This window comes from Kitasatospora sp. NBC_00315, assembly GCF_041435095.1.
Lineage (GTDB): Bacteria > Actinomycetota > Actinomycetes > Streptomycetales > Streptomycetaceae > Kitasatospora.
The window spans coordinates 3,739,636-3,765,705 of record NZ_CP108025.1; the positions used below are offsets into that span (position 1 = coordinate 3,739,636).

Annotated in this window: 28 protein-coding genes; 9 read left to right on the plus strand and 19 right to left on the minus strand. The window is 72.8% G+C overall.

Features of this window, described 5'->3' with window-relative positions; all coding sequences use genetic code 11:
* Positions 1 to 170 precede the first annotated feature (170 nt).
* Positions 171 to 1,352: an alpha/beta hydrolase gene (locus OG823_RS15140; RefSeq protein ID WP_371480060.1), complete on the plus strand. Its 1,182-nt coding sequence runs from the start codon at positions 171 to 173 to the stop codon at positions 1,350 to 1,352.
* Positions 1,353 to 1,476: 124 nt separating this feature from the next.
* Entirely contained in the window at positions 1,477 to 2,262 is a 786-nt protein-coding gene (locus tag OG823_RS15145) for a ferritin-like domain-containing protein (RefSeq protein WP_371480062.1), read from the plus strand.
* A gap of 60 nt (positions 2,263 to 2,322) precedes the next feature.
* Here OG823_RS15145 and folE read toward each other — a convergent pair whose 3' ends face one another.
* The 6 genes from folE to dacB all read right to left on the minus strand — a co-directional run bounded on the left by folE (position 2,323) and on the right by dacB (position 10,223).
* Positions 2,323 to 2,928, minus strand: coding sequence for a GTP cyclohydrolase I FolE (gene folE / locus OG823_RS15150; RefSeq protein WP_371480064.1), 606 nt, complete (start codon positions 2,926 to 2,928; stop codon positions 2,323 to 2,325).
* A gap of 131 nt (positions 2,929 to 3,059) precedes the next feature.
* A complete protein-coding gene (gene ftsH / locus OG823_RS15155) occupies positions 3,060 to 5,114 on the minus strand; it encodes an ATP-dependent zinc metalloprotease FtsH (RefSeq protein WP_371480066.1) in 2,055 nt (684 codons plus the stop codon).
* Between the two features lie 247 nt (positions 5,115 to 5,361).
* The gene (hpt, locus tag OG823_RS15160) at positions 5,362 to 5,916 is read right to left on the minus strand and encodes a hypoxanthine phosphoribosyltransferase (RefSeq protein ID WP_073926604.1); all 555 of its coding nucleotides are present in this window, start codon (positions 5,914 to 5,916) and stop codon (positions 5,362 to 5,364) included.
* A 72-nt stretch (positions 5,917 to 5,988) separates the two neighbouring features.
* On the minus strand, positions 5,989 to 7,116 hold the full coding sequence (gene tilS, locus OG823_RS15165; protein WP_371480067.1) for a tRNA lysidine(34) synthetase TilS: 1,128 nt from the start codon (positions 7,114 to 7,116) through the stop codon (positions 5,989 to 5,991).
* 253 nt (positions 7,117 to 7,369) lie between these two features.
* On the minus strand, positions 7,370 to 8,548 hold the full coding sequence (locus OG823_RS15170; protein ID WP_371480068.1) for a zinc-dependent metalloprotease: 1,179 nt from the start codon (positions 8,546 to 8,548) through the stop codon (positions 7,370 to 7,372).
* A 130-nt stretch (positions 8,549 to 8,678) separates the two neighbouring features.
* Positions 8,679 to 10,223, minus strand: coding sequence for a D-alanyl-D-alanine carboxypeptidase/D-alanyl-D-alanine-endopeptidase (gene dacB, locus OG823_RS15175; RefSeq protein ID WP_371480069.1), 1,545 nt, complete (start codon positions 10,221 to 10,223; stop codon positions 8,679 to 8,681).
* A gap of 133 nt (positions 10,224 to 10,356) precedes the next feature.
* Between dacB and OG823_RS15180 the strand changes: the two genes are divergently transcribed.
* The 3 genes from OG823_RS15180 to OG823_RS15190 all read left to right on the plus strand — a co-directional run bounded on the left by OG823_RS15180 (position 10,357) and on the right by OG823_RS15190 (position 12,868).
* The gene (locus tag OG823_RS15180; RefSeq protein WP_371484490.1) at positions 10,357 to 10,848 is read left to right on the plus strand and encodes an inorganic diphosphatase; all 492 of its coding nucleotides are present in this window, start codon (positions 10,357 to 10,359) and stop codon (positions 10,846 to 10,848) included.
* A gap of 179 nt (positions 10,849 to 11,027) precedes the next feature.
* The gene (locus OG823_RS15185) at positions 11,028 to 12,056 is read left to right on the plus strand and encodes a FecCD family ABC transporter permease (RefSeq protein WP_371480070.1); all 1,029 of its coding nucleotides are present in this window, start codon (positions 11,028 to 11,030) and stop codon (positions 12,054 to 12,056) included.
* Positions 12,053 to 12,868 (plus strand): heme ABC transporter ATP-binding protein, encoded by an 816-nt coding sequence (locus OG823_RS15190; protein WP_371480071.1) that lies wholly within the window; start codon positions 12,053 to 12,055, stop codon positions 12,866 to 12,868. Before OG823_RS15185 ends, OG823_RS15190 begins: the two co-directional genes overlap by 4 nt.
* Positions 12,869 to 12,945: 77 nt before the next feature.
* Here OG823_RS15190 and OG823_RS15195 read toward each other — a convergent pair whose 3' ends face one another.
* The 3 genes from OG823_RS15195 to OG823_RS15205 all read right to left on the minus strand — a co-directional run bounded on the left by OG823_RS15195 (position 12,946) and on the right by OG823_RS15205 (position 15,004).
* Positions 12,946 to 13,161 carry a dodecin gene (locus OG823_RS15195; RefSeq protein ID WP_371480072.1) on the minus strand — a complete coding sequence of 72 codons (216 nt, stop codon included), beginning with the start codon at positions 13,159 to 13,161 and terminating at the stop codon, positions 12,946 to 12,948.
* A 101-nt stretch (positions 13,162 to 13,262) separates the two neighbouring features.
* Positions 13,263 to 14,222, minus strand: coding sequence for an asparaginase (locus tag OG823_RS15200; protein ID WP_371480073.1), 960 nt, complete (start codon positions 14,220 to 14,222; stop codon positions 13,263 to 13,265).
* A gap of 68 nt (positions 14,223 to 14,290) precedes the next feature.
* The gene (locus tag OG823_RS15205) at positions 14,291 to 15,004 is read right to left on the minus strand and encodes an AmfC protein (RefSeq protein WP_371480074.1); all 714 of its coding nucleotides are present in this window, start codon (positions 15,002 to 15,004) and stop codon (positions 14,291 to 14,293) included.
* Positions 15,005 to 15,446: 442 nt separating this feature from the next.
* On the opposite strand from OG823_RS15205, the gene dtd reads away from it, so the two are divergent.
* Positions 15,447 to 15,899: a D-aminoacyl-tRNA deacylase gene (gene dtd / locus OG823_RS15210; protein ID WP_371480075.1), complete on the plus strand. Its 453-nt coding sequence runs from the start codon at positions 15,447 to 15,449 to the stop codon at positions 15,897 to 15,899.
* A gap of 34 nt (positions 15,900 to 15,933) precedes the next feature.
* Here the strand turns inward: dtd and OG823_RS15215 are convergent, their stop codons facing one another.
* The 3 genes from OG823_RS15215 to OG823_RS15225 form a co-directional block, all read right to left on the minus strand.
* Positions 15,934 to 16,896 (minus strand): folate-binding protein YgfZ, encoded by a 963-nt coding sequence (locus OG823_RS15215; protein ID WP_371480076.1) that lies wholly within the window; start codon positions 16,894 to 16,896, stop codon positions 15,934 to 15,936.
* A gap of 10 nt (positions 16,897 to 16,906) precedes the next feature.
* Complete coding sequence (locus OG823_RS15220; protein ID WP_371480077.1) at positions 16,907 to 17,371, minus strand: Fur family transcriptional regulator; 465 nt, start codon at positions 17,369 to 17,371, stop codon at positions 16,907 to 16,909.
* Between the two features lie 87 nt (positions 17,372 to 17,458).
* The gene (locus OG823_RS15225; protein ID WP_371480078.1) at positions 17,459 to 18,061 is read right to left on the minus strand and encodes an FABP family protein; all 603 of its coding nucleotides are present in this window, start codon (positions 18,059 to 18,061) and stop codon (positions 17,459 to 17,461) included.
* A gap of 277 nt (positions 18,062 to 18,338) precedes the next feature.
* On the opposite strand from OG823_RS15225, the gene OG823_RS15230 reads away from it, so the two are divergent.
* Positions 18,339 to 18,701 carry a DsrE family protein gene (locus OG823_RS15230; protein WP_371480079.1) on the plus strand — a complete coding sequence of 121 codons (363 nt, stop codon included), beginning with the start codon at positions 18,339 to 18,341 and terminating at the stop codon, positions 18,699 to 18,701.
* A 13-nt stretch (positions 18,702 to 18,714) separates the two neighbouring features.
* Here the strand turns inward: OG823_RS15230 and OG823_RS15235 are convergent, their stop codons facing one another.
* From OG823_RS15235 to OG823_RS15265, 7 genes are all read right to left on the minus strand, one after another.
* Complete coding sequence (locus OG823_RS15235; RefSeq protein ID WP_371480080.1) at positions 18,715 to 19,032, minus strand: DUF3099 domain-containing protein; 318 nt, start codon at positions 19,030 to 19,032, stop codon at positions 18,715 to 18,717.
* A gap of 232 nt (positions 19,033 to 19,264) precedes the next feature.
* Positions 19,265 to 19,555 (minus strand): DUF1416 domain-containing protein, encoded by a 291-nt coding sequence (locus OG823_RS15240; protein ID WP_371480081.1) that lies wholly within the window; start codon positions 19,553 to 19,555, stop codon positions 19,265 to 19,267.
* An 82-nt stretch (positions 19,556 to 19,637) separates the two neighbouring features.
* The gene (locus OG823_RS15245) at positions 19,638 to 20,471 is read right to left on the minus strand and encodes a sulfurtransferase (RefSeq protein WP_371480082.1); all 834 of its coding nucleotides are present in this window, start codon (positions 20,469 to 20,471) and stop codon (positions 19,638 to 19,640) included.
* Positions 20,472 to 20,687: 216 nt separating this feature from the next.
* Positions 20,688 to 20,768, minus strand: coding sequence for an Ms5788A family Cys-rich leader peptide (locus tag OG823_RS15250; protein ID WP_353652343.1), 81 nt, complete (start codon positions 20,766 to 20,768; stop codon positions 20,688 to 20,690).
* A 362-nt stretch (positions 20,769 to 21,130) separates the two neighbouring features.
* A complete protein-coding gene (locus OG823_RS15255; RefSeq protein ID WP_371480083.1) occupies positions 21,131 to 21,841 on the minus strand; it encodes a DUF2993 domain-containing protein in 711 nt (236 codons plus the stop codon).
* 106 nt (positions 21,842 to 21,947) lie between these two features.
* Positions 21,948 to 23,144, minus strand: a complete 1,197-nt coding sequence (locus OG823_RS15260) for a hypothetical protein (RefSeq protein WP_371480084.1) — start codon at positions 23,142 to 23,144, stop codon at positions 21,948 to 21,950.
* Positions 23,145 to 23,149: 5 nt separating this feature from the next.
* Positions 23,150 to 23,458 (minus strand): MoaD/ThiS family protein, encoded by a 309-nt coding sequence (locus tag OG823_RS15265; protein ID WP_371480085.1) that lies wholly within the window; start codon positions 23,456 to 23,458, stop codon positions 23,150 to 23,152.
* Between the two features lie 678 nt (positions 23,459 to 24,136).
* On the opposite strand from OG823_RS15265, the gene OG823_RS15270 reads away from it, so the two are divergent.
* Both OG823_RS15270 and OG823_RS15275 read left to right on the plus strand, forming a co-directional pair.
* Positions 24,137 to 24,868, plus strand: coding sequence for a response regulator transcription factor (locus tag OG823_RS15270; protein ID WP_371480086.1), 732 nt, complete (start codon positions 24,137 to 24,139; stop codon positions 24,866 to 24,868).
* A 122-nt stretch (positions 24,869 to 24,990) separates the two neighbouring features.
* Entirely contained in the window at positions 24,991 to 26,034 is a 1,044-nt protein-coding gene (locus OG823_RS15275; protein WP_371480087.1) for a LacI family DNA-binding transcriptional regulator, read from the plus strand.
* The last annotated feature ends 36 nt before the right edge of the window (positions 26,035 to 26,070 follow it).

Here is a 26,070-nt window from a genome sequence, read left to right on the forward strand (position 1 = left end):
GAACCCGCGGTACGTACGGTGGACGCCGCGTTCCGGGGTGACGGTTGCGGGCGTCGCCGCCTTCTTCACACTCCTGCCACTGCCCGGTCAGCCTAGCCCCGATGGCCCGACCTGACGACCTGTCACACGATGAACACGTCATGACAGTGATGCACCGAAGGGCGACGGGCATGGAACTGACCAGCGACTCACTGCTGAACACGCTGCTCGCGGCGGGCGCGCTGTCGCTGCTCGTGACGCTCTGGCTGTGGCCACGCCTCGCGCGCCAGCGGCCGCTCCCGATGCTCGGCAGAATCCTGCTGCTGACCGTCACTCAGGCGACCGTGCTGGCCGTCCTCGCCGTGTCGGTGAACAACTCCTTCGGCTTCTACACCTCCTGGGACGGCCTGCTGCACCCGGGAGGCGCGGCTCTGACGCTCACCGGTTCGGCCCATCAGAAGGGCGCCGCCCCGGACACCGAGGCGCTCGTCCAGCCGAGCACCGAGGGCGGTCTGGAGACGGTCACCGACCTCCCGAAGGGCCCGCCCGAGGAGGTCGGGAAGGTGGAGTCGATCCGGGTGACGGGCAAGGAGAGCGGCCTGTCGGACCAGATGTTCATCTACCTCCCGCCGGAGTACTACAACCCGAAGTACTCCCGGATGCACTTCCCCGTGCTGCTCGCCATGTCCGGCTTCCCCGGCACCGCGCTGCACCTGCTCTCCGAGCTCCACCTGCCGCAGACCGCCTGGGAGCTCCAGCGCACCGGCCAGATGGCGCCCACCATCATCGTGATGGCCCGGCCCAACGTCGCCGACCCGCGCAACACCGAGTGCGTGGACGTACCGGGGGGACCGCAGAGCGAGACCTGGTTCGCCAAGGACATCCCGGCCGCCCTGCGCGCCACCTACCGGGTCTCCCGCTCGGCCGCCTCCTGGGGCACCTTCGGCTACTCCACCGGCGGCAGCTGCTCGCTGCGGCTGACGATGCGCTTCCCCGACGTCTACGGCAACGCCGCCGGCCTGCACGCCGACTTCGCGGTGCCCGAGGACTACTCCACCGGGGGCAATCTCTTCGCCGGAAACCGTGCCCTCGCGGACCAGAGCGACCTGACCTGGCGGCTGCGCAACCTGCCCGCGCCGAACGTCGCCCTGCTGCTGGTCAGCACCCGCAAGGAGGAGGACTACACCGCCACCCAGGCGTTCCTGTCGGTCGCCGAGCAGACCTCGGCCGCCCATCCGGAACTGCGCACCGACTCGCTCTTCCTGGACGACGGAGGCCACAACTTCGACAGCTGGCGGCGCGAGCTGCCGGCCTCCCTGCAGTGGCTCAGCGACCACATGGAGACCCCGCAGGACCGTGAGCCCCGCCAGTAGCCGCCATCCGTCGGGGTTCCTGCCGACGGGTGAATCCTCTGCGATCCGCCGTAGGGGCCCGCCCACGCCAGGGAACGCATCAGGACCGTCCGACCGTCCCTGGGGGACCCGTACAGGAGGCCACGTGCTGACCACCCGCTCGCTCTTCGACGAGATCTACCGCAACGACGAGGCGTACCAGCTCTTCTGCAGCATCGCGGCCGGCGGCGAGGACCAGGGTGGCTGGGAGAACGAGCGCATCCACGCGCTGGCCCAGGACCCGGTGCTGGCGCCGAAGATCGCCCGGCACGGCGCCGACGAGCGCAAGCACGGCCGGATCTTCACCCAGCTGCTGCACAAGCGCGGCCTGGAGAAGGTGTCCGTGCCGGCCACGGCCGACTACTGCATGCTGCTGGAGCGCCAGGGCATCGGTCTGGCGCACGAGCGGCTGACCTCCGACGTCCCGCTCGCCGAACGGGAGATCATCACCTATCTCGCGCACAGCCGGGTCACCGAGCAGCGGGCCGCCGAGCAGATGCGCCAGCTGGTGCGGGCCTACCGCGACAACCCCGACATCGGCCGGGCGATGCAGATGATCTCCGCCGACGAGGACAACCACCTCGCGTACTGCCACGAGGAACTGCTGCGGCTGACCGCCGCGGGCCACGGGCCGTACATCCGGCACTCCCTGGAGCACATCGCGAAGGGCGAGATCCGTACCCACCGGGACGTCGGCCTCGCGGTGATGGCGGCGATGGGCGTCATCCTGGGCTGGCCACGAGGCCGCCGGATGCTGCTGGCCGCCGGACTGTACGGGCTCTACCTGTACGAGCGGACGGTGGGCTGGCGACGGATGGTGCGGCTGCGGATGCCCGCACGCCGCAACGCCCTGGGCACCCCCGCGCCGCCGCACGCCGAGCACGCCGGCTGAGCGAGGGGCCCGGAGCCGGGCGTGGCGGGCGCAGGGCGGTCAGCGGTCAGCGGTCAGCGGTCAGCGTCCGATGATCAGGCTCATCGCCTCGGCCCGGGTGGCCGGGTCGCGCAGCTGTCCGCGCACGCACGAGGTGATGGTCTTGGCGCCGGGCTTGCGGATGCCCCGCATCGACATGCACATGTGCTCGCACTCGATCACGACGATCGCCCCGCGCGGTTCGAGGATCCGCATCAGCGCGTCGGCGACCTGGCTGGTGAGCCGCTCCTGCACCTGCGGGCGGCGGGCGTAGACGTCGACCAGCCGGGCCAGCTTGGAGAGTCCGGTGATCTTGCCGCTCGCCGACGGGATGTAGCCGACGTGGGCGACGCCCCGGAACGGCACCAGGTGGTGCTCGCAGACCGAGGTCAGCTCGATGTCCTTGACCAGCACCATCTCGTCGTGGCCGAGATCGAAGGTGGTGGTCAGGACGTCCTCGGGCTCCTGCCACAGGCCGGCGAATATCTCCTTGTACGCCCGCGCCACCCGCGCCGGGGTGTCCATCAGCCCCTCGCGGTCCGGGTCCTCCCCCACGGCGATCAGCAGCTCCCGGACGGCGTTCTCGGCCCGCTTCTGGTCGAAGACCCCCACCGAGGGCGGGCCGTCGAAGGTCACCGGGTCGATCATGCGGGGCCTCGCTCATTCGTGGGGCGGCTGCACGGCAGCCGCCGGAGTGGACGGAAGCGGCGAAAAGGCGGATGCCGCGCCTCCAGGGTACAAACCCCGGTGACGCGGCATCCATTCCGTACGGTGTGCGGTCAGCCCTCCGTGGAGGGCTCGCCGACGGGCGGCAGCTTCACGGTGTCCACCACCGGTGCGGAATCCGTCGGAGCGGCGGCGCCGTTGGTGAGCGCCAGCTCCTTCGGGGACTGCACCGGCGGACGGGTGGACGGCGTGCGGCGGGACGAGCCCGTCCAGGCCGGACGGGCCGGGCGCTTGACGATCGTCGCGAAGACCTCGGCGATCTGCTCCTTGTTGAGGGTCTCCTTCTCCAGGAGCTCCAGGACCAGGTTGTCGAGCACGTCGCGGTTCTCGACCAGGATCTCCCAGGCCTCGTTGTGCGCGTTCTCGATGAGCTTCTTGACCTCTTCGTCGACCAGCCCGGCGACCTCTTCCGAGTAGTCGCGCTGGTGACCCATCTCGCGGCCCAGGAACGGCTCCGACTCACTGGAGCCGAACTTGATCGCGCCCAGTCGCTCGGTCATGCCGTACTGGGTGACCATCGCGCGGGCGGTGGCGGTGGCCTTCTCGATGTCGTTCGAGGCGCCCGTGGTGGGGTCGTGGAAGACCAGCTCCTCCGCCGCGCGCCCGCCCAGCATGTACGCGAGCTGGTCGAGCATCTCGTTGCGGGTGGTGGAGTACTTGTCCTCCTCCGGCAGCACCATGGTGTAGCCGAGGGCCCGGCCGCGGGACAGGATGGTGATCTTGTGCACCGGGTCCGCGTTCGGAGAGGCCGCCGCGACCAGGGCGTGACCGCCCTCGTGGTACGCGGTGATCTTCTTCTCCTTCTCGGACATGATCCGGGTCCGCTTCTGCGGGCCGGCCACGACGCGGTCGATCGCCTCGTCCAGGGTGAAGTTGTCGACCAGCTTCTTGTCGGAGCGGGCCGTCAGCAGGGCTGCCTCGTTGAGGACGTTCGCCAGGTCGGCGCCCGTGAAGCCGGGGGTGCGCTTGGCGACGGCCCGGAGGTCGACGTCCGGCGCGACCGGCTTGCCCTTCTGGTGCACCTTGAGGATGTCCAGGCGGCCCTGCAGGTCCGGGCGCTCGACCGCGATCTGCCGGTCGAAGCGGCCCGGGCGCAGCAGCGCCGGGTCCAGGATGTCCGGGCGGTTGGTGGCGGCGATCAGGATCACGCCGCCCTTGACGTCGAAGCCGTCCATCTCGACCAGCAGCTGGTTGAGGGTCTGCTCGCGCTCGTCGTGACCGCCGCCGAGGCCCGCACCGCGGTGCCGGCCGACGGCGTCGATCTCGTCGACGAAGACGATCGCCGGGGCGTTCGCCTTGGCCTGCTCGAAGAGGTCGCGGACCCGGCTCGCGCCGACACCCACGAACATCTCGACGAAGTCGGAGCCGGAGATCGAGTAGAACGGCACCCCGGCCTCACCCGCGACAGCGCGGGCGAGCAGGGTCTTGCCCGTTCCGGGCGGGCCGTAGAGCAGCACACCCTTCGGGATCTTCGCGCCGACGGCCTGGAACTTGGCCGGTTCCTGGAGGAACTCCTTGATCTCGTGGAGCTCCTCCACCGCCTCGTCGGCACCGGCGACGTCCGAGAACGTCGTCTTCGGGGTGTCCTTGGTGAGCAGCTTGGCCTTCGACTTGCCGAACTGCATGACCCGCGAGCCGCCACCCTGCATCTGGTTCATCAGGAAGAGGAAGACCAGCACGATGATGACGATCGGCAGCATCGACAGCAGCAGGCTGACGAAGGTGCTCTGCTTCTCGGGGCTGACGGTGTAGCCCTCGGGAAGCGTGTTGGAGTTGTTGTCGTCGATCTGCGTCTGCAGCTTGGCGGCAATGTCCCTGCCCTGGTCCCCGATGTAGGAGGCCTGGAACTTGCCGCCCGACGGCGTCTTGCCGGTTCCAGAGGTCGGCAGACTCGTGCCGTCCTTGAGCTGGATCTTGACTGTGTTCGAGTCACCTGTGGTGATCTGCGCCGATTTGACGTCGCCGGCATTGATTGCCGCGACGACCTGCCCGGTGTCCACCGTCTTGTAGCCGTTCGAGTCCGAAACGACCTGCATCAGCACAACGACGGCGAGGACGGCCAGCACGATCCACATGATCGGCGCACGGAAGTATCGCTTGACGTCCATCCATGCGGGGCGTTGCCGCCCCGTCCCTCCTGCCACTCAACGGCGCAGTGCGGCCGTTGGCCGCCGGCGCATCCGGGTCTGTGCTCGTATGAAGAGCGGGTTGCTCATGTGAAGAGCGGTTTTATTGGACCGTACCGCAGTCCGTCCCCTTTACAGGCGGGAGCACGGCGGGACGACCTGTTTTCTTGTCCCCCGACCCAACGGGCGGGAACGGCGTACTGTTCCCGCCCGTCGCCCGAACGGCTTCTCAGCCGCCGTAGACGTGCGGGGCCAGGGTGCCGATGAACGGCAGGTTGCGCAGCTTCTCCGCGTAGTCCAGGCCGTAGCCGACCACGAACTCGTTGGGGATGTCGAAGCCGACGTACTTGACGTCGATCTCGACCTTGGCGGCGTCCGGCTTGCGCAGCAGCGTGCAGACCTCCAACGAGGCAGGCCGGCGCGAGCCGAGGTTGCCGAGCAGCCAGGACAGGGTCAGGCCGGAGTCGATGATGTCCTCGACGATCAGGACGTCCCGCCCGGCGATGTCGGTGTCGAGGTCCTTGAGGATCCGCACCACACCGGAGGACTTGGTGCCCATCCCGTACGAGGAGACGGCCATCCAGTCCATCGTCACCTGCGAGTGCAGCGCGCGGGCGAGGTCGGCCATGACCATCACCGCACCCTTGAGGACGCCGACGATCAGCAGATCACGTCCGGCGTAGTCCCGGTCGATCCGCTCGGCCAGCTCCAGGAGCTTGGCGTCGATCTCGTCCTTGCTGATGAGCACCTTCGCCAGGTCGGCGCCCATGTCCTTGTCGTCCACCGGGGATACGTCCTCAAACGTTCGGGGTCTGTTTCGGCGGCGGCCAGGCGTGCCCCGGGCCATGCCTGCCCGTCAGTCGCCCTGTCGCCGAAACACCAGGTTGCCACACCTGCGGGTGGCCTCGACGCCGCCGGGTAGGTGCAGGGGGCCCTGACCACGCCAGCCGGTGACCAGCAGGTCGACGGTTTCGAGGTGCCGCGCGAAGAGGTCCCCGGCCGGGCAGCCCGCCCGCAGCGCGGCCCGGCGCAGCACCCGGCGGCGCACCGCGGGGGGCAGTTCGGCCAGTTTGGCGACGTCCAGCCCGCCTTCGCCCGTGCGGAGGTCGCGTTCGGCGAGCACCGCCCACTGGTCGAGTGCGTCGGCGTCGTCCCGGAAGAGCCGGGCGGTGCGGGCGAGCGCCTCCACCACGCCGCCGCCCAGGTGCTTCTCCAGGACGGGCAGCACCTCGTGGCGCACCCGGGAGCGGGTGTAGGCAGGGTCACAGTTGTGCGGGTCGTCCCAGACCGGGATGGACTGGGCCGTGCAGGCCTGCCGGGTCGCGGCGCGGTCGAGTTCGAGCAGCGGGCGGCGGTAGCGGCCCTTCTGCGCGGGCATGCCGGCCAGCGAGCGGGAGCCGGAGCCCCGGGCCAGGCCCAGCAGGACCGTCTCGGCCTGGTCGTCGCGGGTGTGGCCGAGCAGCACGGCCAGCGCCTGGTGGCGCTCGGCGGCGGCGTCCAGCGCGGCGTAGCGGGCGTCCCGGGCGGCGGCCTCGGGGCCGCCGGCGCGGCCGACCCGCACCGGGACGGCCTCGACCGGGTCGAGACCGAGCGAGCGCAGCCGTTCGGCGACCAGACCGGCGCGTTCGGCGGAGCCGTCCTGGAGGCCGTGGTCGACGGTGACGGCGCCGACCCGCAGGCCGAGCTTGGGCGCCTCGAAGGCGGTGGCGGTGGCCAGCGCCATGGAGTCCGCGCCGCCGCTGACGGCGACCAGGACGAGCGGGGCGTGCGGCGCGGCCGGGGTGCGGGGCAGTCCGGAGGGGTGGCGCAGGGCGTTGCCGATCAGCGTGCCGGCGGCGCCGGCGTTGACCAGCGCGGCGGCGGCCGGGCGCCCGTGCGGCGCGCGGACCGGCGGGGTGTCGGTGGTCCCGGCCTCGGCGGCGAGGTCGGCGAGCGTGCGGCGTACGGCCAGGCGTATCGCGGCGACAGCGGGGTGTGGGCCCACGGCGGAGCACTCCTTGGCGGCAGGGGTACGGCGACCAGACACGGCGGGGAACCGCGCATCTGTGAGCAACCGGTTACCGGCTGCTCACAGATGGTGGCAGAAAGGAGGCACCGGCTACGCCACCCGCGCCACCGGTACGACCACCGTCCCACGTACGGGTGAATGAAAAAACGTATCTCCAGCCGCCGTCTGCACGATTGGACCACTCGTGCGAACACGTTCGACCTGATCGCGGCCGCCGGACCCGGCCGTCTCAGCGCCCGACCCGGGCCACCCAGGCCGCGGGGTTGTGGATCTCGTCCTTGGTGGGCAGCGTGTTGGGCGACGTCCAGACCCGGTTGAAGCCGTCCATGCCGATCCGGTCGACCACCCCGCGCACGAAGACCGCGCCGTCCTGGTACTGGCGCAGCTTGGCGTCCATCCCCAGCAGCCGGCGCAGCAGCAGGTCCAGCCGGTTGGCGCCGCGGTCGCGGCGCTGCTGGAACTTCTCGCGGATCTCCGAGACGCTCGGCACCACGGCCGGGCCGACGCCGTCCATCACCACGTCCGCGTGCCCCTCCAGCAGGGACATCACGGCCGTCAGTCGGCCCAGGATCTCGCGCTGAGCGGGGGACTGGACGACCTCCAGCAGGCCGGCCGAGGAGCCGTCGCCGCGCACGCCGAGCCCGGTCAGGCCGCCCCCGCCGAACGAGCCGGCGGCCTCCCTGACCCGCTCCAGCAGCGCGCCCGGGTCCACGTCCGTCTCGGCGAGGAAGGACTGCACCTCGGCCTGGATGTGGTCGCGCAGCCACGGCACCGCGGTGAACTGGGTGCGGTGGGTCTCCTCGTGCAGGCAGACCCAGAGCCGGAAGTCGGCCGGGTTCACGTCCAGCTCGCGCTCCACCTGGACGATGTTCGGCGCGACCAGCAGCAGCCGGCCCGGGCCGGGCCCGGCCGGGCCGAGCCGGGGCTTGTCGAACAGCGCGGCCGGACTGTCCGGGGCCTCGACCGGCACGTCCGCCGGCGCGAAGGTCTCGTACTGGCCCAGCACCTTGGAGGAGAGGAACGCCAGCAGCGCGCCCACCTCGATCCCGGTGGCCTTCTCCCCCACCGAGCCGAACACGGCGGCGGCCGGGTTGCCGGAGCGCCGCGCCTGCAGCTTCTCCACCAGCGGCTGGACGATGGTGCGGAACCCCGCCACGTTCGCCCGCACCCAGCCCGGCCGGTCGACGATCAGCACCGGGGTGGCGGCGGCCGCGGCAAGGCTGGTGGAGCGCATCCCGGTGTACTCCCGGACGTGCTCCTCCGCCTCCAGCGCGTGCCGGCGCAGCTCGGCGACCACCCCGGCCGCCTCCGCCCGGGACACCTCGGGGCCCGGCCGGACCAGCCTGGTCGCCGTCGCGACCGCGAGATTCCAGTCGACCATGTCAGCACCGCCGCTCGCGCTCGTCATGCCCTCACCGTACGTGCTCCGCCCTGGCCTGGGGAGCCGCATGCGCCGACGGGCTGCGGCCGATGCGCTCCGGGGGCCGGGCCGGCGGCCCCGGGACGGCCGGTGTCCGGTGCGCCCCGGGCCCGGTGGTTCAGCGGCAGCCGCAGGCGGCCAGCCGGGCGGCGATGCGGTCCATCGCGGCCCGGGCGTTGTCGGCGGGTGCGGTGGTCCTCGTCATGACGGCGAACGAGAGCAACCTGCCGTCGGCGTCCACCACCGTGCCCGCCAGGGTGTTGACGCCGCTCAGGCTGCCGGTCTTGGCCCGCACCACGCCGGCCGCGTCGCCCGCCCCCGAGCCCGCGCCGTAGCGCTTGCCCAGGGTGCCGGTGAAGCCGGCGATCGGCAGGCCGGTCAGCACCGGCCGCAGCTCCGGGTGGTCCGGCGAGGCCGCGAGGCCCAGCAGGTGCACCAGCACCGACGGCGGGATCGCGTTGCCCGGGTGCAGCCCGCTGCCGTCGTTGAGCACCACACCCGGCAACTGCACACCGAGCCCGGTGAGGGTCTGGGTGACGGCGCTCGCCGCGCCCTCGAAGCCGGCCGGCCTGTGCGCGGCCAGCGCCACCTGACGGGCGATCGCCTCGGCCAGGGTGTTGTCCGAGGTGGTGAGCAGCCGCTCGACCAGCCGGGCCACCGTCGGCGACTCGACCTCGCCCAGTACCGCCCCGGCCGGCTGCCCGGCCGTCAGCTGGGTGGCCCGTCCCTCGACGGCGACGCCCTGGGCCCGGAGCAGCGCGGCGAACTGCTCCGCCGCCGCGCCGGCCGGATCGGCGACCCGGGCCGGGGCGTCCTCCCGGCTGCGCGGATCCACCCGGCCCTCGTCCACCATCAGTGCGGTCATCAGCGGGATGTTGGCCGCGTCGTAGTTCGCGTGCCGGTCGGTGCCGCTGTAGAGCGAGGTGTCGTAGCCCAGCCGCACGGACGTGGTGCCGGCCGCCTTGAGGGCGGCGGCGGTCTGCCGGGCCAGCGAGTCCAGCGAGGCGGGCGCGGTGTCGGCGTCGGCGGCCACCCCGCCGATCTCGACCTGGCCGGCCGGCAGCGCGCTGAGGGTCGGGTCGCCGCCGCCCACCAGGGTGATGTCACCGGCGCCGGCTCCCCGCACCACCCGGGTGGCGATCCGGGTGTCCGCCGGGATCAGGGCCAGGGCCGCCACCGAGGTCGCCAGCTTGGTCGTCGAGGCGGGCGTCGCGGCCGTGTTCTCCCCCGAGCCGTAGAGCAGTTGACCGCTGGTGGCATCGGCGACCGCGAACGTCACGGTGCCCAGCGAGGAGTCCCGCAGGACGCCTGCCAGTGCCTGCTGGAGGCCCTGCGCGGTCGGTATGCCGACGGCCGCGCCGTCGGCCGGCTGGAGGACGAGCCCGGCCGGCGGGGGCCCGGGCCGACGGGCGCTCGCGCCGGAGATCGCGGAGGCCGTCGCCGCGGGGCCGTGCCCGGCGCCCTGCGAGGCCGTGGCCGTGGCCGTGGTCGCGGCGGGGCTCGGGCTGCGGCCGGAGCCGCCCTTGCCGTCGTTCCCGCCGCCGCCCCGGCCGTCGTGGCCCGGGCCGTCGTCGCCGTGCCCCGAGCCGTGACCGCCCGGGGACGGGGTCGGCGCGGCGTACGCACCGCCCCCGTTCAGCGCGCCGCCCGTCAACAGGGCCACCCCCAGCAGTCCCGCCGCCGCGCGCCGCCGACGCCCCGCCCCCGCACCTGCTCCCACCGACCGGCCCCTTTCCCGAGCACTCGCTCCCGTAGGAGACACTTGGATTCTGTCAGTCCCTACCTTGGAGGAACCGTTGGAGTTCGACGTCCTGATCGAGATCCCGAAGGGCTCCCGCAACAAGTACGAGGTCGACCACGAGACCGGTCGCCTTCGGCTGGACCGGATGCTCTTCACCTCGACCCGTTACCCGGCCGACTACGGCTACGTCGAGGGCACCCTCGCGGACGACGGCGACCCGCTGGACGCGCTGGTCATCCTGGATGAGCCGACCTTCCCCGGCTGCCTGATCAAGTGCCGCGCCATCGGCATGTTCAAGATGACCGACGAGGCCGGCGGCGACGACAAGCTGCTCTGCGTCCCGGCGACCGACCCGCGCTGGGAGCACCTGCAGGACATCCACCACGTGTCGGAGTTCGACCGTCTGGAGATCCAGCACTTCTTCGAGGTCTACAAGGACCTGGAGCCCGGCAAGTCCGTCGAGGGCGCCGACTGGGTCGGCCGCGCCGAGGCCGAGGCCGAGGTCACCGCGTCGGTCAAGCGTCTGGCGGACTCGGGCGGCCACTGAGCCACCGACCGCTGATCTCGTCTTTTTCGAGGCTGCCGGGGCCGGGCCGGGCGGAGCGATCCGCCGGGCCCGGCCTTCGTCGTACCCGGACGTCGCCCTGCGGGCGGGGCCGCCCGGCACCCGCCCGCCACCGCGCGGTCCGACCGGCCGCCGCCACGGCGCCCGCGACCGGCCGAGCGGTGCGCAGCCGCGGCGCCCTGCTGACCGTCGCGCTCGCCCTCGCGCTGGTGCTGTCCGCGCTGCTCGCGGCCGGCGTGGGCGCGTACCGGATCCCGCTCGGCGACATCCTGGCGTCCTTCGGCCACCGGCTGGGCCTCGGCGGCCACCCGCTGGAGCGGGTCCCCGAGTCCGTCCTGTGGAACGTCCGGCTGCCCCGGGTCGTCCTCGCCCTGCTGGTCGGCGGCTCACTGGGCTGCGCCGGTGCGCTGATGCAGGGTGTGTTCGGCAACCCGCTGGCGGAGCCCGCAGTGATCGGCGTCTCCTCCGGCGGCGCGGTCGGCGCGGTGGCCTGCATCGTGCTGGGCCTGGACGCCCTGGGCAGCTGGACGGTCACCGTCCTCGCCTTCACCACCGGCCTGCTGACGGTGTTCGCGGTCTACGCGATGTCACGCTCCGGCGGCCGCACCGAGGTGGTCACCCTCGCCCTCACGGGGGTCGCCGTCAACGCCTTCTGCGGCGCGCTGATCGGCATCCTCCTCTTCGCCGCCGACAGCGCCGCGATCAGCCAGGTCACCTTCTGGCAGCTCGGCTCGCTCTCCCAGGCCACCTGGGGCAAGGTGCTGGCGGTCCTGCCCTTCGCGGTCGCCGGCCTCACGGTGGCACCGCTGTACGCCAGGCAGTTGGACCTGCTGGCGCTCGGCGAGCGTCCGGCCCGGCACCTCGGGGTGGACGTCGAGCGGCTGCGGCTGGTGCTGATCACCGTGGTCGCGCTGCTGACGGCGGCCGCCGTCGCGGTCAGCGGCGTCATCGGCTTCGTCGGCCTGGTCGTCCCGCACCTGCTGCGGATGGCCGTCGGGCCCGGGCACCGCTTCCTGCTGACCGGCAGCGCGTTGGGCGGCGCGCTGGTCCTGGTCGCCGGCGATCTCGCCGCGCGCACCCTCGCCCGGCCCGCCGAACTGCCGCTGGGTGTGCTGACCGCGCTGATCGGCAGTCCCTTCTTCTTCTGGCTGCTGCGCCGGACCCGCGACCGACAGGGCGGCTGGGCATGAGGTTTCGCACCCGGAAGATCCCGGAACGCCCCTCCTGCGGCGACGAGTTGCTGTCCACCGCGAGCCTCGGCCTGACCCTGGGCGGGCGGGCGCTGCTGACCGGCGTCCGGCTGTCCGTCCGGGCGGGCGAGGTGCTGGCCCTGCTCGGGCCCAACGGCGCGGGGAAGTCCACGCTGCTCTCCGTGCTGGCCGGTGACCTGCCGCCCACCACGGGCGCCGTCCCGCTGCGCGGCCGGCCGGCCGCCGACTACCACCCGGCCGAACTCGCCATGCAGCGGGCCCTGTTGCCGCAGACCTCGGCGCTTTCGTTCCCGTTCCTCGCCGGCGAGGTGGTACGGATGGGCCGGGCGCCGTGGGCCGGCACCACGCGGGCCGCGCAGGACGAGGCGGTGGTCGCACGGGCGATGGCCGCGACCGAGTCGGCCCGGTTCGCCGAGCGCCCGTTCACCGCGCTCTCCGGCGGCGAGCGGGCCCGGGTCTCGCTGGCCCGGGTGCTCGCCCAGAGCACGCCGCTGCTGCTGCTGGACGAACCCACCGCCGCCCTCGACCTGCGCCACCAGGAGCTGGTGCTGCGCGTGGCCCGCGAGCGGGCCGCCGCCGGGGACGCCGTGGTCGTCGTCCTGCACGACCTGTCCCTGGCGGCGGCGTACGCGGACCGGGTGCTGCTGCTCGCGGACGGCGCCCCGGTCGCGGACGGCCCGGTGGCCGAGGTACTGCGGGCCCCGCTGCTCAGCGAGGTCTACGGCCACCCCGTGGAGGTGCTGGCGCACCCCCGGACGGGAAGCCCGCTGATCCTGCCCGTCCGGGGGTGACGACGCCGACGCGAGGTGCCGGGCACCCCGGGTCGGGCGGTCGCGGCGGACGAGTGCCGGGCGCGCGTGTCGCCCGGTCAGGCGTCGTCGTCCAGCCGAAAGCCGACCTTCAGGCCCACCTGGTAGTGCGCGACGTGCCCGTCGGCGATGTGTCCCCTGATCTGGATCACCTCGAACCAGTCGAGATTGCGCAGCGTCCGGCCGGCGCGGTCGACGCCGTTGCGGATCGCGGCGTCGATGCCCTCGCTCGACGATCCGACGATCTCGGTGACCCGGTAGATGTGGTCGCTCATGACGGCCTCCGTGGGGTGGGCGACAGGGTGTCCGACGAGGTGCGTACGGCACCCGTCCACCGTGCACCCTGCGGCGGCCGTCCGCACGCCCGGGCGGCCGGTCAGACGAGTGCGCGGACCTCGCCGACCGGCACGCCGCCGCCCAGCAGCGGGGAACTGCCGATCCGCTCGACGGTGCCGTCGGGGGTGCTGACGCCCAGTCGGCGCAGCGCCGCCGCCAGGACGGGCCCCCGGGCCCGCTCCGCGCCGTCGTCGATCTTGAAGGCGAGCGCCCGGCCGTCCGCGAACGCGACCACCTGGACGGCCTCGGCCCCCATCTTCGACAGCGCGCCCGGCACCGCCCGCATCAGCCAGGTGTCGGCCCGCCGGGTGCCCCCGACGTACTCGGGGTGGGCCCGCATCGCGTCGGCGACCCGGCGCTGCGGAGTGCCGGGATCGGCGAGCAGCAGGGCGCGGTAGCCCCGGGCCAGGCCGGTCAGCGAGACGGCGAGCAGCGGGGCGCCGCAGCCGTCGACGCCCTCGTGCGCGGCCCGCTCGCCGACGCCCTCCTCCAGGGCCTCGCGGGCCAGCAGCTGGATCGGGTGGGCCGGATCGAGGTAGCCACCGGTGTCCCAGCCGTTGGCGACGCAGGCGGCCAGCCAGCCGGCGTGCTTGCCGGAGCAGTCCATCATGATCGGCGCCCGCTCTCCGCCGGCCCGCAGGTACAGCTCGGCCTCGGTCTCGTCCAGCGGCAGGTCGGCCGGGGTGCGCAGCGCACTCTCGTCGAGCCCGGCGGAGGCCAGGATCCGCCGGACGCCGTCGCGGTGGAAGGCCTCGGCGGAGTGGCTGGAAGCCGCCAGCGCCAGCAGCTCGCCCTCGACGGCCAGCCCCGCGCGCAGGGTCGCCACGGCCTGGAACGGCTTGGCGCAGGAGCGCGGGAACACCGGGGCCTCGGGCGCGCCGAGGGCGTACTCCACCGAGCCGTCGGCGGCGAGCAGCACCAGGGAGCCGTGATGGCGTCCCTCGGTGAAGCCGGAGCGTATGACCTCGGCGAGGACGGTCGGGGCGGCGGGCTGCGACATGAGGGTGTGGCCTTCCGGGGTGGGGGCGGGCCGGGCGACGCCCCCGCCCCCGGGCTCCGTCGCCCCGGCTACTCGGCCAGGGAACCGCCCGCGAGCAGGTCGTCGACCCGTGCTTCCCCTTCACGGTACCTGCGGGTGATCTCCGCGCTGCAGTCGTCGGCCGTCCGCTGCAGGCTCTGCCGCCGCCCGGAAACCTCGCGCTCGTGCGACCGCAGCCGCTCCAGCGCGGCGAGCAGGTCCTCGGCGGGGTGCGCGGCCAGATCCGCCAGCCGGACGTCGCCCATCAGGGCGTCCGCCTGCACCTGGTACTGCTCCCCGCGCGGTGGCCCCAGCGTCACGTGGCGGGCCGAGCTGCGGACCGAGGAGGGGGCGTCGGTGAGGATCGCCGGCAGCCGGTCCAGCAACGCCCTCGGATCGCCGCCGGAGCCGCCCGGGGCTCCGGCCGGGCGGCCGGCGTCCGGGCGGCGGTCGAGCTCGGCCCGCAGGATGTCCATCCGGCCGTGCAGCAGCCGGCGGAGGTAGGAGAGATCGGCCTCCTGCTCCTGGGCGTCCCGGCGCAGGCCGCGCAGCTGGTCCAGGCCGAGCCGGCCCAGAGCGTCCCGACCGGGGACGAGCGCCTGCGGCCCGCCGCGGCCGGTGGCCGGCGGCCCCGCCTCGTAGGGGGCGGGGCCGTGCGGCTCGGGGATGAGCTGCTGGAGGGTCGGCGCCGCCGCCGGGGCCCCGTCCAGGGCGCCACCGGGCGCCTCTCCGGACCGACCGTGCACCGCGCTGCTCGCGTCCATCAACCAACCACCTGCCGTTGTCCTGATCCCGCCCGCTCGCGCCACTTCTCGTGTGCCGCGTGTTCGGTCCCGTCCTTGGCGTGCCGCTCGGAACACGTCCGGGCTCCCCCGGTGGTTCCCACCGGCCGCCGGTGCCACTCTCCTGGACCAACCGTCAGAACGGCTGCCCGACCCGATCGACCGTCCGACCGAAACCGACCGCCGCGCCGCCGCGCCGCCGGGCCCTCCCGCCGTCCGTGCCGACCCCAGCGTGCCACCCCGTCCGGCGCCCGCGCACCGCCCGGCCACCCGAACGGCCCCCTGGCGAACAGGGGTGGCTGATACGACCAGCGCATTCTGCTGAGAGATCCGCACCACTGAGGGCGTGCGCGCACACCACCCGGCGCGCGCCAGGGCAGTACGCGCCTCCGGTGCGCCCGGACGGCTCCGGCACAATGGCGCCATGCGAGCAGTGGTTCAGCGAGTGACCGAGGCCAGGGTGACGGTGGCCGGGGAGAGCGTCGGCTCGATCGAGGGCCCGGGTCTGTGCGTCCTGGTCGGGGTCACCCACGAGGACACCCCGCAGAAGGCGGCCCAGCTGGCCCGCAAGCTGTGGACGCTGCGGATCTTCGACAGCGCCACCGCAACGGAGGACACCGGCGTCGAACAGTCGTGCTCGGACATCGCGGCGCCGCTGCTGGTGATCAGCCAGTTCACGCTCTACGGCGACGCCCGCAAGGGACGCCGCCCCACCTGGAACGCCGCGGCGCCCGGCCCCGTCGCCGAACCGCTGGTCGACGAGGTGGTCGCCCGGCTGCGGGAGCTGGGCGCCAAGGTCGAGACCGGACGGTTCGGCGCGGACATGCGGGTCGCACTGGTCAACGACGGCCCGTTCACCGTCCTGCTGGAGGTCTGAGCGCCGACCCCGGGGCTCCCGGGCGCGGCCCGCGCTACTGCGGGACCACGACCTCCTGGCCGGCCGCGACCGTACCGGCCAGCAGCGGCACGTCCACCGGGACGTTGCGCTTGACCACCGCCAGCGCGATCGGGCCCAGCTCGTGGTGGCGCGCCGAGGACGTCACGATCCCGAGCGCCCGCCCCTGCGGGTCCGAGGCGAGGTGGATCTCCGTCCCGTGCGGCGGCAGCACCACCTCGGTGCCGTCCAGGTGCAGGAAGACCAGCCGGCGCGGCGGGCGGCCCAGGTTGTGCACCCGGGCGACCGTCTCCTGTCCGCGGTAGCAGCCCTTGTTCAGGTGCACGGCGGTGCTAAGCCAGTCCACCTCGTGCGGGATGGTCCGGTGGTCGGTCTCGAAGCCGAGCCGGGGCCGGTGCCCCTCGATCCGCAGCGCCTCGTACGCCCACACCCCGGCCGCCGGGCCGTACGCCGCCGTCAGCGCCGCCAGCTCGGCGCGCGGCAGGAAGAGGTCCCGCCCGTAGGCCAGTTCGCGCACCGCGGCGGCCCCCTCGGCGGAGGCGGTGGAGCCGGCCGGAAGGTGGACCAGGGCGTACGCGTCGGTCGCGTCGGCGACCTCCACCCGGTAGAAGAACTTCATGCTCTCCAGGTATCCGAGCAGCGCCTGCCGGGTGCCCGGCTCGACGTGCGCCCACGTGGTGGCGCCGTCGTCGACCAGGTAGAGCGCGTGCTCGACGTGCCCGTTCGGGGAGAGCACCAGCGCCTCGGTGGCCTGCTGCGGCGCCAGCGCGCTCACGTGCTGGGTGACCAGCAGGTGCAGCCAACTGAGCCGGTCCTCGCCGGTGACGGTGATGACACCCCGGTGCGAGAGGTCGACGAAGCCCTTGCCCTGCGCCAGGTTCCGTTGCTCGCGGAAGATGTCTCCGTAGTGGGCGGCGACGCCCTCGTCGGTTCCCTCGGCGGGGACGGCACCGGGCAGCGCAAGCAACGGGCTCTTCATACCCGTCAGCTTACGACGGTGTCCCGGGCAGCTTGGCGGTGCAGTCGGCGCAGCGGCCGAAGATGGCGAAGTGCTTGAGATCGGTGTCGAAGCCGTGCTGGGCCCGCAGGCTGTCGATCAGCGGTGCGGCGATCGCGGTGTCCGTCTCGGTGACCTGGTCGCAGTCCCGGCAGACCAGGTGCAGGTGGTGGTGCCGGCCGGCCAGGTGGTAGGTCGGGGCGCCGTGGCCGAGGTGGGCGTGCGAGACCAGGCCGAGCTCCTCCAGCAGCTCCAGCGTCCGGTAGACGGTGGAGATGTTGACGCCGCTGGCGGTCTTCCTCACCTGCGAGAGGATCGCTTCGGGGGTGGCGTGGTCGAGGACGTCCACAGCCTCCAGCACCAGCTGGCGCTGAGGGGTGAGGCGGTACCCGCGCTCGCGCAGGTCGGCCTTCCAGTCGCCGGAGAGGTGCAAGTCGGTGGTGCCGGTGTCCGCCACGGTGCTCGTCCCTGCCAGGTAGAGGTCCTGAGAACAAGTGTAGGGACCGACCAGTGGTCGGTCCCTACCGGTGCGCCGAGCGGGGGCTCAGCGGAAGAACGCGATGCCGTCGTCCGGCAGGTCGTTGATGTCCTTGATCAGCTGTGCCGGGCTCAGCACCTTCTTCAGCTGCGCCGACATGTACGGCCGCAGGGCCACCTCGGGGGCGGCCTTCTCGCCGACCCAGAGCAGCTCGTCCTTGACGAAGCCGTACAGGCGCTTGCCGCCGGAGTACGGCGCCGAGCCCTCGATCCGGGCCACCGCGTCGGTGGTCACGTCGATCTGCGGCTTGCCGTCGGCCAGCTCGCCGTACCAGATCTCCACGGTGCCGTCGTCCCGCACCGAGGAGATCTCGACCCCGCGGGCACCGCTGGTGCCGTGCGGGTTGCTGGTGATCCGCCAGAACGCGTGTTCGTTCTCCAGCGGGCGCACCTTCTCACCCTCGTTGTCCAGCACCCAGCTGCGGGAGCGGAACTCGAGGAAGGGCCGGCCGTCGTGCCGGATGACGATCTCCTGGCCGAAGTTGCACTTCTCGGCCCCGGCACTCTCTTCACCCGGCAGAGGGGCGTACACGCCCGCGCCTTCCCAGGTACCGAGGAGAAAGGCGAGCGGGATGACGTCCTTGTGGAGGTCGGAAGGAATCTCGATCATGTTCCTGGTCACTGTCGGCGGTGTGGGACTGCCTCAACCGTACGGCAGTGGGGTCAGCGCTGGCCCTGGTAGAGCTTCATCACCGAGAAGATGGCGAACCAGGTGATCAGGACGGCCATGAGGGCAAGCAGGCCGTCGAAGAAGATTTCCAGACCGGACACGGGGCGCTCCCATTGCGGTGACATGTGGCGACTGCACGGATACGACCCCGCGAGTCTAGCCGCCGCCCCTCGGCCGGTCTCGGTGAGGCCCGCCACGTCGCCGCTAGGGTGTCGGCATGGCGAAGAAGCTGGTCATCAAGGTCACGGCAGGCGCGGACGCACCGGAGCGGTGCTCGCAGGCGTTCACGGTGGCGGCGGTAGCCGTCGCGAGCGGGGTCGAGGTGTCGCTCTGGCTCACCGGCGAGTCCGCCTGGTTCGCGCTGCCGGGACGGGCGGCGGAGTTCGAACTGCCGCACGCGGCGCCGCTGCCGGACCTGCTGGAGTCGATCCTGGCGGCCGGCTCGGTCACCCTGTGCACCCAGTGCGCGGCGCGGCGCGGCATCGAGCAGAAGGACACCCTGGAGGGCGTCCGGATCGCGGGCGCCCAGGTCTTCGTCAGCGAGATCATGGCGGACGGCGTCCAGGCGCTCGTCTACTGAGGACGGACGACGGCTACCCGGGCCGTCCGTGGTCCGGGCGGTCGGGGTGGTCCGGGCGGTCGGGACGGTCCGGGTGGTCCGGGTGGTCCCGGTCGTGGCCGGGCTCGTCCCACCGGGGGTTGTCCCAGCGCGGGTCGTTCCACCAGTCGTCCTCCGGGTCCCGCTTGTTGGCGAAGACGGCGGCGAGCGGCGGGATCACCATCGCGACCACGCACATCCCGATCGCGGCCGGCACCGACACGAACCGGACGACGCCCCAGGCCAGCACGAACAGCCCCAGGCAGACGCCCATCATGACGAAGTAGCGGACATGCCGCCGGTGTGCCTGCACCCCTCCACGGTACGGCCGGCGGCCCGCGCGGTCAGTAGCGCGGCGACACCGTCGCGTCGGTCCTGACCGCGTCGCACCGGTCCTGACGGCGCCCGGGCCGCACGGTCGGCCGGTCGGCCCGTCAACCGGTCGGCCGGTCGGCCGGGACGACCTGGCCCCGCCGAAGGACGGCGAGGGCCCTCCCGCCCCGGCGTGAACCGGAGGAGGAGGGCCCTCGGACGATGCCGCGGTCTCAGACCGCGATCGCGACCTCGGTGGAGGCGCCCTTGGAGGCGACCACCACGCGGTCCACGGTCGCACCGGGGATCAGCGCGCGCAGCGTCCACTTGCCCGGACGGGCGAAGAAGCGGAACTGCCCGGTGGCCGAGGTCGGGACCTCGGCGGTGAACTCGCCGCTCTCGTCGAGCAGACGGACGTAGCCGTTGACCGGCTCACCGTCACGGGTCACCGACCCCTGGATGATCGTCTCCTTCTGCACGTCAACTCCTGCCAGGTCGGGACCGCCGGCCTTCGCACCACACATGTCGTTCTCTCCTTCAACAGCCCCGGTCGGGGCAATGCCTTACTGGGGGCCAGTACTCAGCTGTCGGGCTCGGTTGCCGAGCTCAGTTGCCGAGCTCGATCGGCACGCCGACGAGGCTGCCGTACTCGGTCCAGGAACCGTCGTAGTTCTTGACGTTGGTCTGGCCGAGCAGCTGGTGCAGCACGAACCAGGTGAGCGCGGAGCGCTCACCGATGCGGCAGTAGGCGATGGTGTCCTTCTCCAGGTCCACGCCCTCGGCCTGGTAGAGCGCGCGCAGCTCGTCGTCGCTCTTGAAGGTGCCGTCGTCGTTGGCGTTCTTCGCCCACGGGATGTTGGCGGCGGTCGGGACGTGGCCCGGACGCTGCGACTGCTCCTGCGGGAGGTGGGCCGGGGCGAGCAGACGGCCGGAGAACTCGTCGGGCGAGCGGACGTCGACCAGGTTCAGGGTGCCGATGGCGGCGAGCACGTCGTCGCGGAAGGCGCGGATCGAGCTGTCCTGGACCTTGGCCTTGTACTCGGTCGCGGCGCGCACCGGCACCTCGGCGACCAGGTCGCGGGAGTCGAGCTCCCACTTCTTGCGGCCGCCGTCGAGCAGGCGGGCGTCACCGTGGCCGTACAGCTTGAAGTACCAGAACGCGTACGAGGCGAACCAGTTGTTGTTGCCGCCGTAGAAGACGACGGTGTCGTCGTTGGAGATGCCCTTGGCCGACAGGAGCTTCTCGAACGCCTCCTGGTCGACGAAGTCGCGGCGGACCGGGTCCTGGAGGTCCTTGGTCCAGTCGATCCGGACGGCGTTGCGGATGTGGTTCTTCTCGTACGCGCTGGTGTCCTCGTCGACCTCGACGATGACGACCTTCGGGTCGTCGAGGTGGGCCTGGACCCAGTCGGCGTCGACCAGGACGTCGCTGCGGCTCATGGTGATGTTCTCCATCCGGGGGCGGTTTGCGGAAGGTGGTTCAGGGGTCCGGCTCGGCCTGTCCGAATTTCTGTCCGAATGATGGGACGGAAACGGGTGGGGGCCGTACCGGATTCTGGACTGCGAAGGTTCGAGGGGCGACGGCCGGTCAGTTTGCCGGGCCAGGTCACCGGAGAGCGGGCGGCGGGCACTGGAACGCCCGAAAGAGCTGCCCGATTAGCGCATTCGACACAGACAGGCGGACACGCGGCACAGGTCTACCGCCCGCCGCTTCGTGAGGTCCGTCTGTCGCTTCATGCTGACGATGCTAGGGACACCGGGCGCCCGCTGTCATTAGCGTATCGAATATTGAGACGATTTGGTTCGGATCGTGAGATTTGCCGTATCCGTCGCCTTCGGGGACCGACCGGAGGGCATCCGGAGCCTCCCGAGGACCCGAAACGACAGCGCTCCGCGGGCTCGCGCTGGACAGCGCGTCTCGCGGAGCGGAATGAGGAGCGGAACGCGGCCCGACCGGGGCGGGTGGGCACGCGTGGAGGCGGTGCGGGAGGGAAGTTGCGGGGGCCGCGGCGCGCCGCTGGTGCGGGAGGGCAGCGCGGTCCCGGGCGGGGCGGCGGTCCGGGCGGGTGGGCCTGGCCTGGCCTGGCCGCCGAGGGGCGTCAGCCGTTCAGCTTGAACCTGTCGCCCCGGAAGGACAGCCGCAGGCCGTCGGGCCCCGGCTCCGCCGTGGTCAGGGTGAGCCCGGCCGGCAGACCGCTCAGGGTGAAGGAGACCGGGTCGATCGCCTTGTCCCCCCCGTTGAGCAGGGCCGCGACGCCACTGAGCCGGAAGCCGTCCGCCGTGATCGTGTTGCCCGAGTTGTGCAGGGAGCCCTCGCCGACCGGGACGGGCCCCAGCGCGGCCTTGATCTTCCCCGGCCCGCCGTAGGAGAGCGAGAGCCGGGTGCCGCCCGGGATCGCCTTGCCGGACCCGGGCACCAGCTCGGAGGCCGGCGGCATCATCTTGGCCAGGTCCGCGTAGGTGACCAGGCCCTCGGCGGTGCCGGCGGCCACGGTGGCGCTGGTGAGACTGTCGCTCACCGCGACCCCGGAGAGCCGGGCCGTGAAGCCGTGCAGCTCCACCTGCTGCTTGCCGGTGCCCACCGTCAGGCCGTCGGCCGAGAGCCGGACGTCGTCCAGCTCCATCGACAGCGCCTGGGTGAGGAACGGAAAGCCCTCGATCGAGACCTGCGGCCGCTGGCTCAGGTAGCCGGTCTTCACCAGTTGGTCGGCGGCCTGGTCCTCGGCCACGCCGACGGCGATCCGGTCGGCGCCCACCAGCAGCCCCGAGAGCACGACCAGACCGATCGTCGCCTTCACCCAACCACGCATCGACGTCCCCCTCAGCGGTCACGGCCCACGGCCGTACGGTCTCCTACGACGCCCGGCCCCGGGCGATGGTTCCGCACCGGCCGGGCCACCGGGCGCCGGCCGGCGCTCAACCGCCGAGCAGCCGGCTGCCGATCCAGATCAGCGGCGAGGCCACCGCCAGCGGCAGCGCCACCCCCGCCGTCATGTGCACGAACCGGGACGGGAAGTCGTACGCGGCGACCCGGCGCCCGACCAGCGCGCCGACACCCGCGAGCGCTCCCAGAGCGACGGGCGCGCCGACCAGCAGGCCGAACCCGGCCGCCGCCAGCAGACCCAGCACCGGCCCGAGGGCCTTCGGGCCCGGCAGCGGAGCCGCCGCCAGCACGGTCGCCAGCGCCACCGCGCCGACCGCGGCCGGCACCCACTGCGCCAGCAGCAGCGCGCCGCACAGCACGGTCACCAGGGTCGCCGAACCGAGCACGGTCAGCGCGTAGAACCGCTCCGCCGGATCCGACGGACGGAACGTCTGGAGGACGAGCAGCAGCAGGAAGAACCCGCCCAGCGTGCCCACCACGGCGGCCGCGCCGCCGTCCCCGCTCACCAGCAGCACGGCCACGTCCGCCGTGAACCCGGCCAGCGCGGCCAGCGCGATGCCCTGCCGGGCCGGCCACATCCCGTTCAACCGGAACCAGCCGGCCGCCGTCAGCGCCTGGAGCAGCGCCACCGCGATCGCCAGCCCGAAGCTGCCGAGCGCGGCGCCGCCGGCCAGCAGCGCGGCCACCGCGGCCGTGATCAGCGCGGGCTGCAGACCCGGCTCGATGATCGGCGAACCGCTCCGGGGAGCGGCGGGCGCGGCGAACGGCGCCCCCACGGGCCCGGGCCCGGGCGCGGCGAACGGCGCGGCGGTGTACGGCTGCGCCGGGGCATACGCCGCCGACTGCTGGTACGGCTGCGGCTGCTGGTGCTGCTGCTGGTACGGCTGGGCGTGCTGCGGCTGCGGCCATTCCTGGGGCTGCTCGTACAGAGCCTGTCCGTGCGGTGCCTGCCCGTACTGCTGCTGCGGGTACTCCTGCTGCTGTCCCTGTCCGTGCCCCTGCTGCGGGTACTCCTGCTGCGGGTACGGCGGGGACGGATACGGCTGGTCCGCGTACGCCTGACCCGCATACGGCTGCCCACCGGCCGGCTGCTGCTGGTACGGGTCCTGCGGGTGGGGAGCCTGCGGGTGGGGAGCCTGCGCGTACGGGTCGTGCGGGTACGGCGCCTGCTCGGGCAGCGGCCAGGTGGGCCGCTCCCCCGGGGTGGCGGCCGGGTAGCCGTCGCTCACGCCGCTCACCCGCCCGCGAACGGGGGGAGCACCTCGACGGTGCCGCCCTCGGTCAGGGCGACGGTCGCGTGGTCGCGGCCGCCCACCGGGGAGCCGTCGACCAGGAAGGAACTGTGGCCGAGCACCTGGAGGAGGCGGGGCAGGTCGGCGTGGCGCTCGCGGGCGCCGGCCAGCGCCTCGGCGAGGGTGGCGGCCCGGTAGGACTCCTCGGCCAGTCCGGCCGCCGCCTTCGCGGCCGCCCAGTAGCGGATCGTCCCGCCGACCGGCGCCCCGGCCGGGGCCAAGCCGCCGGTGGGCTCGGTGGTCGCAGCCATGGCAACCCCTCCTCGTGGTGCTCGAACGGTTCGGTCGTCCCGGCCCGGTCCCCTGCGGGGCCGGCCGGTCACCCACCCGAAAGGTGTACGTACGGGCGGCCGATTCTGTCTCCCCATGATGGCCTGTCCGGTCGTCCGGGCGGCAATCGCCCTGGTCGGCCCGGGCTCCGCGGAGCGGCCCGGTTGTGGCCGGGGTCACCCGCCGACCGGACGAAGTGGCGGAACAGGCACTTCCGGGGCCTCCCCGTGCGGGACGTGGTCGGCTATTCTCAGTGCGTAAGGGATCCGGGCAGAGTCGCCCCCGGGTCCTTTTGTGCTTTCAGGACGCCAGTACGGACGTCCCTGCGAGTGCCGGCGGTCCACCCCCGCCGGCCCCTCACGGGGACCGCCCCGCCACAGCCGCACAACGACGTGCGGACCACGGCCGGGGCGTCGAACCGGCGCCGGGCCGCCGCCCGGTACCGGAGCAGACCGGAAGGTTCGCGGGATGAGCAGAGCAATATCGGAGCGCCGGAGGTTGCGGGACCCCCGGCGCACACCCCGTACGGCGCTGTGCGCCGGCGAATCCTCCGGAACATTCCTGGCGGACACCACCTCTCCCACCTCAGCACCTGCGCCATCCGGCTGTGGCGGCAGCCGTAACGCGACCGCGACGACCCGGAAAGGGGACTACCGGGTATGAGTTCTCTTCTTCTTCTCACCAACGCACTGCAGCCCTCCGCGGAGGTACTGCCCGCACTCGGCCTGCTCCTGCACACCGTCCGGGTGGCACCGGCCGAGGGATCGGCCCTGGTCGACACCCCGAGCGCCGACGTCATCCTGGTCGACGGCCGGCGTGACCTGCCGCAGATCCGCAGCCTCTGCCAACTGCTGCGCTCCACCGGCATCGGCAGCCCGCTGATCCTGGTGGTCACCGAGGGCGGCCTGGCCGCCGTCACGGCCGAGTGGGGCATCGACGACGTCCTGCTCGACACGGCGGGGCCGGCCGAGGTCGAGGCCCGGATCCGGCTCGCCATGGGCCGGCTCCAGGTGGTCTCGAACGACAGCCCGATGGAGATCCGCAACGGTGACCTCTCGGTCGACGAGGCGACCTACTCCGCCAAGCTCAAGGGCCGGGTGCTCGACCTCACCTTCAAGGAGTTCGAGCTGATCAAGTACCTCGCGCAGCACCCCGGCCGGGTCTTCACCCGGGCGCAGCTGCTGCAGGAGGTCTGGGGCTACGACTACTTCGGCGGCACCCGGACGGTCGACGTCCACGTGCGGCGCCTGCGCGCCAAGCTGGGTGTCGAGCACGAGCAGCTGATCGGCACCGTCCGAAACGTCGGCTACCGCTTCGTCGTACCGGAGAAGCCGGACAAGGGCGAGCGCCCCGGCCTGGAGCAGCGCTCCGCCGCGGCACTGGAGGCGTGACCTCGAGCCGGGCGGGGCCACCCGCCCGGCTTGTCCGGATACGTCACGCCGGTCCGGGGAATACTTGCTGGTAGCTGCCCCTGACCGCTGTCCAACCCGGGCGACCCGCGTAGACTCCGCTCGTGGCCAAAGTGACGCGCGATGATGTAGCCCGACTGGCTGGGACCTCGACCGCGGTCGTCAGCTACGTCATCAACAACGGACCGCGCCCGGTCGCGCCCGCGACCAAGGAGAAGGTGCTCGCGGCGATCGACCAGCTCGGCTACCGGCCGAACAGCGTCGCCCAGGCGATGGCCTCCCGGCGCACCAACCTGATCGGCATGGTCGTCCCCGACGCCCGTCAGCCGTTCTTCGCCGAGATGGCGCACGCCGTCGAACGCGCCGCCTCCGATCGCGGCAAGCTCGTACTGATCGGCAACTCCGACTACGTGGACGACCGCGAGGTGCACTACGTCCGCGCCTTCCTCGGGATGCGGGTCTCCGGCCTGATCCTGGTCAGCCAGGGCCCCTCGCAGCGTGCCGCCGAGGAGTTCGCCGCCATGGAGGGCGCGAAGGTGGTGCTGCTGCACCGCCGGCCCGAGGCGATCGACGACGTCGCCGTGGTCACCGACGACGTGGGCGGTGCCGAGCTGGCCGTGCGCCACCTGCTGGAGGAGCACCGGCTCCCGTACGTCGCCTGCTTCGGCGGCCCGGTCGAGTCCCCCGCACCCGGCGACCCGGTCATCGACCACGTCGAGGGCTGGCAGCGGGCGATGGACGCGCACGGGCTGCCCACCGCGCAGTACCTGATCGACGCGCCCTTCCACCGCTACGGCGCGTACGAGGTCGCCGTGGAGCTGCTGCGCTCCCCCCGGCGGCCGCCCGCCATCTTCTGCTCCACCGACGACCAGGCGATCGGCGTCCTGCGGGCCGCCCGCGAGGTCGGCCTCCGGGTCCCCGAGGACCTCGCGGTGGCCGGCTTCGACGACGTGCCCGAGGCGGCTCTCGCCGACCCGCCGCTGACCACCGTCGCCTCCGACCGGGACGCGATGGCCCGGGCCGCCGTGGACCTCGTCCTGGACGACTCCCTGATGGTGCCGGGGTCGGACACCGAGCGGGTGCGGAAGTTCCCCTCCCGCCTGGTGGTCCGCCGCTCCTGCGGCTGCGGATCGACCGACAAGGCGTAGGTTCGTGGCCTGACCAGCCTTTATGAGAAGTCAACG